Raw genomic sequence first — 16,035 nt, 5'->3', positions numbered from 1 at the left:
GAGCGTCGGTCAGGTCGTGACGACGGGTTCGGCGTCGGGGGTCGGCGACTCCGCCTCGGCTGCGGTCTCCGACCTGCGGTGCGTCCGGATCTCGTAGAACAGTCCCGCGACTCCCAGCGCGGCCGTGCACGACGAGACCAGGAACAGCAGCGGGCTGACGTTCCCCGTCAGTGCGTCGCCCAGGATCACGATCGCGGCCGTGCCGGGCAGCAGACCGACGAACGACGCGAGGGTGAAGGGGAGCGGGCGCACCGCCGACGCACCTGCGGCGTAGTTCAGCACCGAGAACGGCACGGCGGGGATCAGCCGCATCGACAGCACGGTGGCCCAGCCGCGGGCCCGTAGCCGCTTGTCGACCATGCCGACCCTGGGGTGTGACACCAGCCGACCGAGTTGCAGGCCGGCCGCGCGAACCAGGAACAGTGCCGCGACGGCGCTGATCGTGCTGGCCGCCACCGCGATGGTCACCCCGAGCAGCGGGCCGAACAGCAGCCCGGCCGACAGGGTGAACGCAGTCCGGGGGAAGGGCAACACCGTCACCACCACGTGCGCTGCGAAGAACGCCAGTGGGAACCACGGCCCGACCGAGGTGGCCCAGTCGCGCAGCTGCACGGCAGACGGAAGAGGCACCAGCAGCGCGATTGCGACGAGAATCACAATCGCCGTCGCGATGGCCACGAGCTTGCGGCGCGGCACCTGGGTCGCGGTCGATGCAATTGCGCCCCGGACCGCGCGCAACGTGCTCACGACGGACTTCACGTCTTCCAAGGGTACGGGGCCGTGCGCCGCCGCCTCGGGCGACGCGGCCGAGCTACCCGCCAGTAGCGTCGGCCTGCTGGTTCGCGCCGTGACGCCGATCATTTAGCCTGATGGACGGTTGTCAAGTCACACGCTGCATCAGGGTCGATAGCAGGGGAGTCATCGGTGTCCGAACAGGTGTCCAGTTCGAAGCTCAGCATTGCTGAGTCGGACCGCGACCAGTGGCGTGCGGCGGTCGCCGGCGTCCTCGCGAAGAGCAGCCGGAAGGATCCCAGCGATCTCGGCGCCGAACCGGAACACCTTCTGGACTCGCAGACGTATGAGGGCTTCCCCATCCGCCCGCTGTACACGATCCTCGACTCCCAGCCCGAGCCCCCGCTGCCGGGCCGGTGGCCGTTCGTCCGCGGTGGCGATGCCCGCCGGGACGTGAAGTCCGGGTGGAAGGTCGTCGAGACGTTCCCGCTGCCGGGACAGGTGTCGGTGACCGAAGGCAACGGAGCGGTGCTCAGTGCACTGACCGAGGGGGCGAGCGCGCTCGCCCTTCGCGTCGGGGCGACGGGAATCCCCGCGGCGGACCTCGACCGCCTCCTCGAAGGCGTCTTCCTCGAACTGGTCCCGGTGATACTCGAGGCGGGCGCGGACTACACCGCCGCGGCGGACGCGGTGCTGGCGCTGGTGACCGATCTCGACGACGATCGGCGCGCACGGCTGTCGATCGATCTGGGCGCAGACCCGCTGACCGCAGCGCTGACGGGTCGCGCGGCACCGTCGGTCGACGACGTCGTGTCCACCGCGACCACGGCGATCGGCTACGACGGCGGGGTCCGTGCCATCACGGTGGACGGGCCGACGTTCCACGGTCTCGGGGCGAGCGCGTCCTGGGAGCTGGGTGCGGCGATCGCGGTCGGCGTCACCTATCTGCGAGCGTTGACCGACGGTGGCGTACCGACGCCCGATGCGTTGCGCCAGATCAGCTTCCGCTTCGCGGCCGACGACGACCAGTTCATGACGATCGCGAAACTGCGTGCGGCACGCCAACTGTGGGCGCGCGTCGCGGAGGTGGTCGGGACGCCCGACGCCGGTGCGGCGACCATCCACGCCGTCACCTCCATGTCGATGATGTCGCAGCGCGATCCCTGGGTGAACATGCTGCGCACCACGCTTGCCGCCTTCGCCGCTGGCGTCGGGGGAGCGGACACCGTCGGGGTCTACACCTTCGACAGCGCGATCCCTGGCGGATTGCCCGGTGTCGCAACGACGTTCGCGCGGCGCATGGCACGCAACACTCAGCTGCTGCTGCTCGAGGAGTCGCATGTCGGACGCGTCCTCGACCCCGCAGGCGGATCGTGGTTCGTCGAAGACCTGACCCAGGCACTGGCCGACCAGGCGTGGACCCACTTCACCGACGTCGAGGCCCGCGGCGGGTTCGACCGCTCGGCCGACTACGTGAGCGCCCAGATCGCCGAGGTCCGCGATCGCCGTCGTGCCGACGTCGCGCACCGGCGGACCTCCGTGACCGGCGTCAACGAGTACCCGAATCTCGCCGAGGCTCCGCTGCCTGCGAACGTGCTCGCGGACTCGGAGCCGGCGGTGGTGCGCTGGGGTGCCGACTTCGAAGCGCTGCGCGACCGCTCGGACGCCTTCCTCGCCGCCCACGGGTCCCGCCCCACGGCGCTGCTGCTGCCGCTGGGCCCGCTCGCCGAGCACAACATCCGGACCACGTTCGCCGCGAACCTGCTGGCATCGGGGGGCGTCCTGACCGTCAACCCCGGCACGGTGAGCGCCCCCGGCGTCGCCGCCGCGGTAACCGAAGCCGGCGACCCTAGCGTCGTCGTCATCTGCGGCACCGACTCCCGCTACGGCAACGAGGCCGCCGAGGTGACCGAAGCCGCACGCGCGGCCGGGGTGTCGCACGTCTACCTGGCCGGCCCGGAGAAGGCGGTCGCGGATCATCCAGCCAAGCCCGACGAGTACCTCACCGCCAAGATCGACGCGATCGCCGCGCTGTCGACCCTGCTCACCAGATTGGGGGCCTGACATGGCCGTATCAGATGTAGCCGCGTCCGACACCACGGCCATCGCCAGCTTCGCCGACGTGCCGCTGCGCGGCGACAAGACGGGCGAACCCGCCACTCCCGCCGCGGTGGACGCGCAGGTCGCCGAAGCCGCCGAAGCACACGGCTACACCCCCGAGCAGCTCGATTGGGCCACGCCCGAGGGCATCGACGTGAAGCCGGTGTTCATCGCCGCCGACCGCGACGCGATCGTGGACGCGGGGTATCCGCTGGACAGCTTCCCCGGTGCAGCGCCGTTCGTCCGCGGGCCGTACCCGACGATGTACGTCAACCAGCCATGGACCATCCGCCAGTACGCGGGGTTCTCCACGGCCGCCGAGTCCAATGCGTTCTACCGGCGCAACCTCGCCGCCGGGCAGAAGGGCCTGTCGGTGGCCTTCGACCTGGCCACCCACCGCGGCTACGACTCGGACCACCCGCGCGTCGCCGGTGACGTGGGGATGGCGGGCGTGGCGATCGACTCGATCCTCGACATGCGGCAGCTGTTCGACGGGATAGACCTGTCGACGGTGTCGGTGTCGATGACCATGAACGGCGCCGTGCTGCCGATCCTGGCGTTGTACGTCGTGGCCGCGGAGGAGCAGGGCGTGCCGCCGGAGAAGCTGGCGGGGACCATCCAGAACGATATCCTCAAGGAGTTCATGGTCCGCAACACCTACATCTACCCGCCCAAGCCGTCGATGCGGGTGATCTCCGACATCTTCGGCTACACCAGCGTGAAGATGCCGAAGTTCAATTCGATCTCGATCTCGGGCTACCACATCCAGGAAGCCGGGGCGACAGCCGATCTCGAACTCGGCTACACGCTGGCCGACGGTGTCGAGTACCTCAAGGCCGGTCTGGATGCCGGCCTCGACATCGACTCCTTCGCGCCGCGGCTGTCCTTCTTCTGGGGCATCGGGATGAACTTCTTCATGGAGGTGGCCAAGCTGCGTGCGGGCCGTCTGCTGTGGAGCGAACTCGTCGCGCAGTTCGAACCGAAGAACGAGAAGTCGCTGTCGCTGCGCACCCACTCGCAGACCTCGGGGTGGTCGCTCACCGCGCAGGATCCGTTCAACAACGTGGCGCGCACGTGCATCGAGGCGATGGCCGCGACGCAGGGCCACACCCAGTCGCTGCACACCAACGCACTCGACGAGGCCCTGGCACTGCCCACGGACTTCTCGGCGCGCATCGCCCGCAACACCCAGTTGGTGCTGCAGCAGGAGTCGGGCACCACGCGACCGATCGACCCGTGGGGTGGCTCCTACTACGTCGAATTCCTGACCCATCAGCTGGCCGAGAAGGCGCGCGCCCACATCCGCGAGGTCGCCGAGCACGGCGGGATGGCGCAGGCGATCGGCGAGGGCATCCCGAAGCTGCGCATCGAGGAGGCCGCCGCCCGCACCCAGGCGCGGATCGACTCGGGTGCGCAGACGGTGATCGGCATCAACAAGTACCAGGTCGACGAGGACCAGGAGGTCGAGGTCCTCAAGGTCGAGAACAGCCGCGTGCGTGCCGAGCAGATCGCGAAGCTGCAGCAGTTGCGCGCCGATCGCGACGAGGCCGCCACCCAGGCCGCGCTGGCCGAATTGACAAGAGCCGCAGCGGCTTCCGGTCCATCCGGGGCGGACGGCCTGGGGAACAACCTGCTGGCGCTCGCGATCGACGCGGCGCGCGCCAAGGCGACGGTGGGGGAGATCTCCGACGCGCTGGAGAAGGTCTACGGGCGGCATCAGGCCGAGATCCGCACGATCGCAGGGGTCTACCGGGACGAGGTGGGTAAGGCGAGCAACGTCAGCGCTGCAACGGAACTGGTCGAGAAGTTCGCCGAGGCGGACGGTCGGCGGCCGCGCATCCTGGTGGCCAAGATGGGCCAAGACGGGCACGACCGCGGGCAGAAGGTCATCGCGACGGCGTTCGCCGACATCGGCTTCGACGTCGACGTGGGCTCGCTGTTCTCCACGCCCGACGAAGTGGCGCGGCAGGCCGCGGACAACGACGTGCACGTCGTCGGCGTCTCCTCGTTGGCGGCGGGGCATCTGACGCTGGTGCCCGCCCTGCGCGACGCCCTCGCAGCGGTCGACAGGCCCGACATCATGGTCGTGGTGGGCGGCGTCATCCCGCCCGGCGACTTCGACGAGCTGTACGCCGCGGGCGCGGCCGCGATCTTCCCGCCGGGCACCGTGATCGCCGATGCAGCCATCGGTCTGCTGCAGAAGCTGGCCGAGCGGCTCGGTTACGACCTCGGCTAGATGACCGACGGCGTGGAGGACCTCGCCAAGGCCGTGCGCGGCGGCGACCGTTCCGCATTGGCGCGTGCCATCACCCTGGTCGAGTCGACCCGGTCCGATCACAGGGATCGGGCGCAGGCACTGCTGCTGGAGTTGATGCCCGAGGCGGGCAGCGGCCACCACGTGGGGATCACCGGCGTACCGGGAGTCGGGAAGTCGACGACGATCGAGGCGCTGGGCATGCACCTCATCGAACGGGGGCACCGCGTGGCGGTGGTCGCGGTGGATCCGTCGTCGACGCGAACCGGCGGTTCGATACTGGGTGACAAGACCCGAATGGCGCGCCTGGCAGTGCATCCCGACGCCTACATCCGGCCGTCCCCGACGTCGGGGACGCTCGGCGGGGTGGCCAGGGCCACCCGCGAGACGATCGTGCTGCTCGAAGCGGCCGGCTACGACGTGATCCTCGTCGAGACCGTGGGCGTCGGTCAGTCCGAGGTGACCGTGTCCAACATGGTCGACTCGTTCGTGTTCCTGACCCTGGCGCGCACCGGTGATCAGCTCCAAGGCATCAAGAAGGGCGTGCTCGAACTCGCCGACGTGGTGGTGGTCAACAAGGCCGACGGCCCGCACGAGGTCGAGGCCAAGGCGGCCGCCAGGGAACTCGCCGGCGCAATCCGCCTGATCTACCCACGCGAAACCCTCTGGCGGCCACCGGTGTTGACGATGAGTGCGCTGACCGGCGATGGTCTGGCGAAGTTGTGGGAGACCGTCCTCGAGCACCGGCGGGTACTGACCGATGCCGGTGAGTTCGAGTCGAGGCGCCGCACCCAGCAGGTCGAGTGGACGTGGTCGATGGTGCGCGACACCGTGCTCGACCGCGTGCTGTCCCATCCGGGGGTCAAGGCCATCCGGGCGGACGTCGAGCGGCAGGTGCGCGAGGGAGAACTCACGCCCGCGCTCGCCGCGCAGGCGATCCTCGACGCGTCCGCCGACTAGCCCCGGATTCGGCGGCCCGGCGCGGTCAGGCAACGGTGTCACCGTCGAATCCTCATCGGATCGATAACGGGTGGTCCCTAACTGGACACCTGTCTGTAATCTTCTCGACTGTGACCCCAGCAACACTTCGGGAGCGCAGCGAGGCGCTTCCGCACGGCGTTCAGGGCGCGGCGGACCCCAACTTCGCCTGTGCCGTGCGCGCGTTCGCGACGCTGTTCCCGCATCCCCGTCTCGGCGGCGGCGCGCTGGCCATCTACCTCGACGGCGAACCCGTCGTCGACGTGTGGACGGGCTGGGCCGATCGGCGCGGCAGGCGACACTGGGTTGCCGACACCGGTGCCATGGTGTTCTCGGCGACCAAGGGTGCGGCCGCGACGGTGATCCACCGGTTGGCCGACCGCGGTCTGATCGACTACGACGCCCCGGTCGCCGAGTACTGGTCCGCGTTCGGCGCGAACGGCAAGTCACGCGTCACGGTGCGGGAGATGCTGCGGCACCGTGCCGGCCTGTCCCACCTCAACCGCGCCACGTCGGTGGACATGATGGACCACGTGCTCATGGAGGAGCGCATGGCAGCGGCTCCGATGGGCGTGCTGCGGGGTCGACCGGCCTATCACGCGATCACTTTCGGCTGGCTGGTGTCGGGTCTCGCCCGAGCCGTCACCGGACGCGGCATGCGCGACCTGTTCCGCACCGAACTCGCCGAACCGCTCGACACCGACGGCATCCACCTCGGACGCCCACCGCTGAGCGCGCCCACCCAGCCTGCCCGCATCATCGGACCGCAGAGCCGGTTGCAGAACCCCATCTTCAACCTGGTCGCACCGCGCATCGCGGCGCTCCCGATCGCCGGTGGTTTCGGGTCGCTCTACTTCCCGGGCATGAAGGCGACCGTCCAGCGCGACATCCCGCTGCTCGACGCCGAGCTGCCTGCCGCCAACGGCGTGGCCACGGCACGCGGTCTCGCCCGGATGTACGGCGCCATCGCGAACGGTGGCACGGTGGGAGGGACGCGGTTCCTGTCCCAGGAGCTGACGGCGAGCCTCACCGGACGTCGTAGCCTGCACCCCGACGGCACCCTGCTCATGCCGATGTCGTTCCATCTCGGGTACCACGGGCTGCCGCTGGGCGGCATCATGCCGGGCTTCGGACACGTGGGTCTCGGCGGATCGCTGGGCTGGGCGGACCCGAGCAGCGGCCTGGCGTTCGGTTTCGTGCACAACCGCCTGCTAACTCCGATGGTCGTCGGGGACCAGGCGGGCTTCGTGGCGACCGCTGCACTGATTCGACGTGGGGTGGCCAATGCCCGCAAGCATGGACACACCCCGATCGGCCATTTTGGATCGTCGTTCGACGGCCTCGCGGAGGATGCCGTCTGACGGACTGGCTACGTTCCTGAAACCGCGTGGTCACGTACCGCGATTACGCGATTGGCTTGTGTAGCAGCGGTTTTGGCCCAAAGACGTTGAGCCAGTACGGTTTGCCGGGCCAAAACCGACCTTTGGCCTGATCGGTTGCCGATACGACGGTGTCGACAATATGCGTTACTCCGCTCACCATTGCCAGTCGTCGTGACCCGTGCCGCCGGCCGCAGGCGCGCTTGAATGCCCAGCTGTCACATCCGGCTAACACATACCTTTGGTCCCATGCCTCTCAGCAGGGCGTTTTCCAAAAAATCATGATCAGTCAGCAAACATAGGTCGTCGATGCGTACGGTCCTGCCACACGCAAGGAGTTGCGTAGATCACTGCCGCGCGGGCCTTGTTTTGACGCCTGTTTAGTTTGCTAGATCAACACAAGGCGAACCTTTGGGGCATCACCGTGAAGGTAACCAGATTTGACCAAGATCGTTAATTTTGCTTATTTGCGCAGGCCAGGGGCATGATCCTGGTAGACAAGACGAATTGACCTACCGGGGTGTAACCTTTCCGCCGAGCAAAGGTTGGGGTGAATGAGCGGATGTAGGTTTGCCGAGGTATCTCGGGTTTGGCCGGTTGCATTCGCGTCGTTCGAGCCGAAACAGGCGAATGTCGGCAGGAAGCGAGGGACTGCAGCACACATGCGGCGAACCCACATTTGACGCAGGCTGCACGCCCCATCGAGTCGGGCTCCGAACGTTCGTGAAAGAGGTTGAAGTACGTGGTTGACACTCTGGTTACTCCGGTGGCCGTGATCGGCATGGGGTGCCGACTGCCCGGGGGCATCGACTCGCCTGCGGCCCTCTGGGACGCGCTGCTGCGAGGCCAGGACACCGTGACCAAGGTTCCCTTGGACCGCTGGGACGCCGAGGAGTACTACGACCCCGAGCCAGGCGTACCCGGCCGCTCCGTGTCCAAGTGGGGCGCGTTCATCGACGACGTCGCCGGATTCGACGCCGACTTCTTCGGCATCAGCGAGCGCGAGGCCACGGCCATCGACCCGCAGCACCGACTGCTGCTCGAGACGGCTTGGGAGGCGATCGAGCACGCCGGTATCGACCCGGCCACCATCGCCGACTCCCTGACGGGCGTATTCATCGGCATGACCCATGCCGACTACCAGCTACTCGCCGTCGACGCGCATGCCGTCGAGGGCCCCTACGGCTTCACCGGGAACAACTTCAGCCTGGCCTCCGGTCGCATCGCCTACCACCTGGGCGTGCACGGCCCGGCCTACACGGTCGACTCGGCCTGCTCGTCGAGCCTGCTGTCGGTGCACATGGCCTGCCGCAGCCTGCACGACGGGGAGAGCGACCTGGCGCTGGCCGGCGGCGTGTCGATCATGCTCGAACCCCGCAAGATGTCGTCTGGTTCCGCTCAGGGCATGCTGTCGCCCACCGGCAAGTGCCACGCGTTCGACGTCAACGCCGACGGCTTCGTCAGCGGCGAGGGGTCCGCGGTCCTGTTGCTCAAGCGGCTCGACGACGCCCTCGCCGACGGCGACCGCGTCCTGGCCGTGGTGCGCGGCTCCGCCGCCAACCAGGACGGCCACACGGTGAACATCGCCGTGCCGTCCCGCCCGGCCCAGGTGAACGTCTACCGCTCGGCGCTCGCCGCCGGTGGCATCGACCCCGAGACCGTCGGAATGGTCGAAGCCCACGGCACGGGTACGCCCGTCGGCGACCCCATCGAGTACGCCAGCCTCGCCGAGGTCTACGGCACCGCAGGACCGTGCGCGCTCGGATCGGCGAAGACCAACCTCGGCCACGGCCAGTCGGCCTCCGGCGCCATCGGCCTGATGAAGGCGATCCTGTCGCTGCAGCACGGCACCGTGCCCAAGAACCTGCACTTCACCGAGATGCCCGACGAGATGGCCCGGATCGAGACCAATCTCTTCGTGCCGGTCGAGACGACCCCCTGGCCCACCAACGGCCACCACCCCCGTCGTGCCGCGGTGTCCTCCTACGGCCTGTCGGGCACCAACGTGCACGCCGTCCTCGAGGCCGCCCCCGAGGGGCAGTCGACGCGACGCGTCGAACAGAACGATCTGGCCGACGCCGCGTCGCACGGCCCGAAGCTCTTCCCGCTGTCGGCCACCTCGGTCGAGGAGTTGCGCCGTACGGCCGGCCGGCTGGCCGACTGGGTTGCGACCCAGGACGCCGACGACACGACCGGACTGTCCGACCTGGCGTACACGCTGGCGCGCCGACGTGCCCACCGACCGGTGCGCACCGTCGTCATCGCCGCAGACCGCGAACAACTCGTCTCCGCGCTGCGCGAGATCGCCGCCGGCGACGGCCCCATCGAGCCTGCCGTCGGCACCGGCGACCACGGGCCGGTGTGGGTGTTCTCCGGCCAGGGCTCGCAGTGGGCTGCCATGGGCAAGGGGCTGCTCGCCACCGAACCGGTGTTCGCCGCCAAGATCGCGGAGATCGAACCGCTGATCGAGGCCGAATCCGGCTTCTCCGTCACCGAGGCGATGTCCTCGGCCGACGTCGTCACGGGCATCAACCGGGTGCAGCCGACCGTCTTCGCCGTGCAGGTGGGTCTCGCGGCCACCCTGGCGGCCTACGGCGTCACCCCCGGGGCGGTCATCGGGCACTCCATGGGCGAGGCGGCTGCCGCCGTCGTCGCAGGCGCCCTGTCGCTCACCGACGGCGTCAAGGTCATCACCCGCCGGTCGCGCCTCATGGCGACGGTGTCCGGCTCGGGCGCCATGGCGTCGGTCGAGCTGCCGGCCCAGCAGGTGCTCTCCGAACTCGCCGCCCGCGGCGTCACCGACGTCGTGCTGTCGGTCGTGGCGTCGCCGTCCTCGGCCGTCGTCGGCGGCGCCAAGGAGTCGATCCGCGCGCTGATCGCCGAGTGGGACGCCCGCGGGATCATGGCGCGCGAGGTGGCCGTGGACGTGGCGTCGCACTCACCGCAGGTCGACCCGATCCTCGACGAGCTCACCGAGGCGCTCGAGGACATCGAGCCGATGGAACCGACCGTTCGGTACTACTCGTCGACGCTGTACGACCCCCGCGATCCCGCCGACTTCGACGCCTACTACTGGGCGGACAACCTGCGGCACGCCGTGCGCTTCGCCGCGGCCGTCCAGGCCGCGCTGGAAGACGGCTTCCGCGTGTTCGGCGAGCTGTCGCCGCATCCGCTGCTCACCCACGCGGTCGACCAGAACGCCCGCAGCCTCGACATCCGCCTCGCGGCGCTGGCGAGCATCCGTCGCGAGCAGGAGTTGCCGCACGGCATGCGTGAATTCGTCGCCGACCTGCACGGCGCAGGCGCGGCGATCGACTACTCGGTGCTCTGGCCGGACGGTGACCTCCTCGACGTGCCGCTGCCCACGTGGACGCACACCCACCTCATGCTGACCCGCGACGAGCAGGGCCAGGGCGGCGCCACCGTCGCCATCCACCCGCTGCTCGGTGCACACGTCCGGCTGCCCGAGACGCCGGAACGCCACGTGTGGCAGTCCGACGTCGGCACCGTGGCGCAGCCGTGGCTCGACGATCACCGGGTGCACGACGTGGCCGCACTGCCCGGCGCCGCCTACTGCGAGATCGCACTGTCCGCCGCCCGCCAGGTCCTCGGCGACGGGGCATCCGTGCGCGACGTCACGTTCGAGCAGATGCTGCTGCTCGAGGAGCAGACCCCGCTGTCGGCCGTCGCGTCCGTGACGCCGACGGGCGTCGTCGAGTTCGCCGTGAAGACCCACGCCGACGACGAGGAGGTGCAGCGCGCCTCTGCCGTGCTGCAAGCCGCCGACGAGGGCGATCAGCCCACCCCGTACGACGTCGCCGACCTCCTCGCCGCACACCCGGTGCGGGTCGAGGGTCAGGTGCTGCGCGACTTCTACGCAGCGCGCGGCATCGGCTACGGCGTGGCGTTCGGTGGTCTGACCGCGGCCCACACCGCAGACGGCGACCGCCCGTCGGTCCTCGCCGAGGTCGCGCTGCCCGGTTCGATCCGCTCGCAGCAAGGCTCGTTCGTGGCGCATCCGGCACTCCTGGACGCGTGCTTCCAGGCCGTGGGTGCCCATCCCGAGCTGTTCTCGGACACCAGCGGCGCGCTGATGCTCCCGCTCGGCGTCCGCGAGTTGAAGGCGTACGCCTCCACCCGCAACGCCCACTACTGCCTGGTCCGGTTGACCAGCGTGGCGCCCACCGGGGTCGAGGCCGACATCGACGTGCTCGACGAGCACGGCAACGTGCTGCTGACCGTGTCCGGTCTGCGGCTCGGGACCGGAGTCTCGGAGCAGGGGGAGCGCGAGCGTCGTCTCAACGACCGGCTCCTGACCATCGACTGGCGCCGCCAGGACACCCCCGTCGCCGACGTGGCGGGCACCGGGGCGTGGATGGTCGTCGACACCGGCGCCGGCTCCGACCCGATGGCCGCTCGACTGGCCGACGTGCTGAAGTCCCGCGACGCCGACGTGACGACCACGAGCTGGTCGGCGCACGACGATCACGCCGCCGTGGCCGCAGGACTGCGTGAGACGTTGACGGCCCGCCCGTTCGCCGGTGTCGTGATCGTCGAGGATCCGCAGCGCGCGGACGGCGACCCCGTCGCCGACGGAGCCGACCACGTGCGCCACCTCGTGCGCATCGCCCGCGTCATCCCCGAGGTGCCCGGCGAGCCGCCCAGGTTCTACGTCGTCACCAGGGGAGCGCAGTCCGTGCTGTCCGGTGAGGTGCCGCATCTCGCCCAGGGCGGCGTGCGCGGCCTGGTGCGCGTCCTGGGCATGGAGCAGCCGTCGATGCGTCCGACGCAGATCGACGTCGACGACACCACCGACGCGGAATCCATTGCCGCCGAACTGCTCTCGGGTTCCGACGAGGACGAGACGGCATGGCGCGAGGGTCAGTACTACGCGGCCCGACTCAACGTCACGCCGCTGCAGGCCGAGGAGCGGCACACCACCGTCGTCCACCCCGAGCGCGACGGCATGCGCCTGCAGATCCGCACCCCCGGCGACCTGCAGTCGGCCGAACTCGTGTCCTACGAGCGGACTCCACCGGGCCCCGGCCAGATCGAGGTCGCGGTGTCGGCGTCGAACCTGAACTTCGCCGACGTCCTGGTCGCCTACGGCCGCTACCCGTCCTTCGAGGGCCGGATGCCGCAACTCGGCGCCGACTTCGCAGGCGTGGTGACCGCGGTCGGTGCCGGTGTGACCGATCACCAGATCGGCGACCGGGTCGCGGGCATTTCGGCGACCGGTGCGTGGTGCACGTTCGTCACGTGCGACGCGAACCTCGCCGTGCGCATTCCCGAGGACCTGCCGGACGCCACCGCGGCGGCCGTGCCCAGCGCGCACGCCACCGCGTGGTACTCGCTGCACGACCTGGCCCGGATCACGGCGGGCGACAAGGTGCTCATCCACTCGGCCACCGGCGGCGTCGGTCAGGCCGCGGTCGCGATTGCCCAGGCCGCGGGGGCGGAGATCTACGCCACCGCCGGTAGCCCGGAGCGTCGGAAGATGCTGAACGACATGGGCATCGACCACGTCTACGATTCGCGCACGGTCGAGTTCGCCGACCAGATCCGGCGTGACACCGACGGCTATGGCGTCGACATCGTGCTGAACTCGCTGCCCGGTGCCGCGCAGCGGGCGGGCCTCGAACTGCTGACCTTCGGCGGTCGGTTCGTGGAGATCGGCAAGCGCGACATCTACGGCGACACGAAGATGGGCCTGTTCCCGTTCCGTCGGAACCTGTCGTTCTACGCGGTCGACCTCGCGCTGCTGACCCTGGTCACCCCGGACACGCTGCGCAGCCTGCTCGAGACGATCTACCAGCAGATCGCCGACGGCAAGCTGCCGCCGCCGCAGACGACGCACTACCCGCTGGCCAACGGCGCCAACGCGATTCGCGCGATGGGTGCCGCCGAGCACACCGGCAAGCTGGTGCTCGACGTGCCGCGTGCGGGGCAGTACGCCGCCGTCGTGCCCGCCGACCGCGCGCCGGCCTTCCGCAGCGACGGCGCGTACGTCGTCACCGGTGGTCTCGGCGGGCTCGGTTTGTTCCTCGCCGAGATGATGGCCAAGTCGGGCTGTGGGCGCATCGTGCTCAACGGTCGCTCCACGCCGAGTCCCGAGGCGCAACGCGTGATCGACCGGATCCGGCGCAAGGGCACCGAGATCGAGGTCGAACTCGGCGACGTGGCGGTTCCCGGCACGGCCGTCCGGCTGGTTGCCTGCGCCACCGCGACGGGCATCCCGCTGCGCGGCGTCCTGCACGCCGCGGCGGTCGTCGAGGACGCGACGCTGGCCAACATCACCGACGATCTGCTCGACCGGGACTGGGCGCCGAAGGCGCTGGGTGCCTGGCGTCTGCACGAGGCCACGACGACGGCGTCGCTGGACTGGTTCTGCGGGTTCTCCTCGGCGGCGGCGATGGTCGGGTCACCCGGCCAGGGTGCGTACGCGGCGGCCAACAGCTGGCTCGACTCGTTCGCGCGGTGGCGTCGGTCCAAGGGACTGCCTGCACAGGTGATCGCCTGGGGCGCATGGGCTCAGATCGGTGCCGGCCAGGCGATGGCCGACAACGACGGCATGGCCATCGACCCCGAGGACGGTGCGTACGCATTCGATGCCCTGATGCGGCACACCAGGGTCTACAGCGGCTATGCGCCGGTTGCGGGAGCCGCCTGGCTCACCGCGTTCGCGCAGACCAGCCCGTTCGCCGAGGCGTTCGCATCGATGGGCCAGGACCGGTCCGGGACGAGCGAGTTCCTCGAGGAGCTGCGACTCCTGCCGCGTGAGGACTGGGCAGCGCGGGTGCGCCGCTTGATCTCCGAGGAGATGAGCCTGATCCTGCGGCGCTCGGTCGACGCCGACCGACCGCTGTCCGAGTACGGCCTCGACTCACTCGGGACGCTCGAGCTGCGCACGCGGCTCGAGGCCGAGACCGGGGTCCGCATCGGCTCGACCGACGTCACCACGGTGCGTGCGTTGGCCGAGCGCCTGAGCGAGACGATCGCCAGCGCCATGAACATCGACAACGAATCCACGACGGTGTCGTCGTGATGGCCCGATCAGCGCCGATGACGTCGCTCATTGCCAGACAACGAGCGGGGAAGAGATAAATGGTTGCGATCAAGGCGATCCACGACTGGATCGGGACGTCGGGTGACGTCGTGTCCTGGCACCCGTCGCCCGTGAGCCGCGCGAAGGTGGCCAAGGCGCCGGTGAGCGACGTGCCGGTGAGTTACCAGCAGGCACAGCACATCCGGGGCTACCTCAGCCATCTGGCCGGTGGCACCGACATGGCCCGGCTCAACATCCCGGCCTGGGATATGCAGGGTCAGTGCGACGTACGCGCGATGAGCCACGTCATCAACGCCTACCTGCGCCGTCACGACACCTACCACAGCTGGTTCGAGATGACCGACGACGACCAGATCGTCCGGCATACCGTCGCGAATCCCAGGGACATCAACTTCGTGCCCACCAAGCACGGCGAGATGACGGCGCCGCAGTGGCGCGAGCACGTGCTCAGCACGCCGGATCCGTTGCAGTGGGACTGCTTCTCGTTCGGCATCATCCAGCGTGCCGACCACTTCACGTTTTACATCAGCATCGACCACGTCCACACCGACGCGATGTTCATGGGAATCGTGCTGGTGGAGATCCACATGATGTACGCCGCACTCGCCGCGGGTTCCGCGCCGATCCCGCTGCCTGCCGCCGGTAGCTACGACGACTACTGCGTCCGTCAGCGCGACTACCTGGCCGCGCTCACGGCGGAGACGCCCGCCGTTCGAGAGTGGGTCGAGTTCGCTCAGCGCAACGACGGCACGTTGCCGCACTTCCCCTTCCCCCTCGGCGATCCGCCGTGGTCGGTGTCGGGTGACCTCCTCACCGTGCGGTTGCTGGACAAGCAGCAGTCAGATCGCTTCGAAGCCGCCTGCACCGCGGCGGGTGCGCGGTTCATCGGCGGCGTATTCGCCTGTGCTGCAATGGCGCAGCAGGTGCTGACCGGCTCCACGGAGTACCACGTCATTACCCCCACCACGACGCGGCAAACGCCCGAGGAGTTCCAGACCACCGGGTGGTTCACCGGCGTGGTGCCGATCTCGGTGGACGTCGATCCGGCGTCGTTCGGGGACACGGCTCGCGCTGCGCAGAAGTCGTTCGACGGCCGCATGTACATGGCGGACGTGCCGTTCGACCGGGTGTTGGAGTTGGCCGATCCCGAGCTGGGGTTGCACAGCCCGCCGCCCGGCGTGCCGATGGTGTCGTTCCTCGACGCCGGCCTGCCTCCGTTGTCCGCCAGCATCATCGCCGAGTGGGAACGGATGAACGGCAGGGTGTTCGGCGACGCGCGCTCGGCCTACCAGATCGGCCTGTGGGTCAACCGCGGTGAGCGGGAGACCACCGTCACGGTGGCGTACCCGAACAACCCGATCGCCCGGGAGTCCATCGACCGGTACCTCGAGGCGATGACCGCCATCTACGTCGGTGTCGCCGACGGCGCCGCGCACGGCCGCACCCGTGGCCACGTGGGTCACGGAGACTCCAAGCACCACAACGGTGTCCGCGACCGCGAACCGGTACCGGCGGCCAAGAGCTGA

The 16,035-nt window shown here is 69.3% G+C and carries 7 protein-coding genes; 6 read left to right on the top strand and 1 reads right to left on the bottom strand.

Annotation, left to right across the window (positions count from 1 at the left end):
• Window positions 1-9: 9 nt before the first annotated feature.
• The gene (locus G6N61_RS06125; protein ID WP_163917721.1) at window positions 10-759 is read right to left on the bottom strand and encodes a TVP38/TMEM64 family protein; all 750 of its coding nucleotides are present in this window, start codon (window positions 757-759) and stop codon (window positions 10-12) included.
• Between the two features lie 177 nt (window positions 760-936).
• Here G6N61_RS06125 and mutA point away from each other — a divergent pair, with 177 nt between their 5' ends.
• The 6 genes from mutA to G6N61_RS06095 all read left to right on the top strand — a co-directional run bounded on the left by mutA (window position 937) and on the right by G6N61_RS06095 (window position 16,035).
• Entirely contained in the window at window positions 937-2,796 is a 1,860-nt protein-coding gene (gene mutA / locus G6N61_RS06120; protein WP_407666471.1) for a methylmalonyl-CoA mutase small subunit, read from the top strand.
• 1 nt (window position 2,797) lies between these two features.
• The gene (gene scpA, locus G6N61_RS06115; protein WP_163917720.1) at window positions 2,798-5,068 is read left to right on the top strand and encodes a methylmalonyl-CoA mutase; all 2,271 of its coding nucleotides are present in this window, start codon (window positions 2,798-2,800) and stop codon (window positions 5,066-5,068) included.
• Window positions 5,069-6,046: a methylmalonyl Co-A mutase-associated GTPase MeaB gene (meaB, locus tag G6N61_RS06110; protein WP_163917719.1), complete on the top strand. Its 978-nt coding sequence runs from the start codon at window positions 5,069-5,071 to the stop codon at window positions 6,044-6,046. It abuts the gene before it with no gap.
• 110 nt (window positions 6,047-6,156) lie between these two features.
• Window positions 6,157-7,425 carry an esterase/beta-lactamase LipL gene (lipL, locus tag G6N61_RS06105; RefSeq protein ID WP_179973579.1) on the top strand — a complete coding sequence of 423 codons (1,269 nt, stop codon included), beginning with the start codon at window positions 6,157-6,159 and terminating at the stop codon, window positions 7,423-7,425.
• Between the two features lie 760 nt (window positions 7,426-8,185).
• Window positions 8,186-14,488, top strand: a complete 6,303-nt coding sequence (pks2, locus tag G6N61_RS06100; protein ID WP_163917718.1) for a sulfolipid-1 biosynthesis phthioceranic/hydroxyphthioceranic acid synthase — start codon at window positions 8,186-8,188, stop codon at window positions 14,486-14,488.
• Between the two features lie 59 nt (window positions 14,489-14,547).
• Window positions 14,548-16,035: a condensation domain-containing protein gene (locus G6N61_RS06095; protein ID WP_163917717.1), complete on the top strand. Its 1,488-nt coding sequence runs from the start codon at window positions 14,548-14,550 to the stop codon at window positions 16,033-16,035.

The organism is Mycolicibacterium arabiense, assembly GCF_010731815.2.
GTDB lineage: Bacteria > Actinomycetota > Actinomycetes > Mycobacteriales > Mycobacteriaceae > Mycobacterium > Mycobacterium arabiense.
The sequence above is the reverse complement of the archived record's forward strand: the minus strand, read 5'-3'. Positions and strand labels throughout refer to the sequence as shown.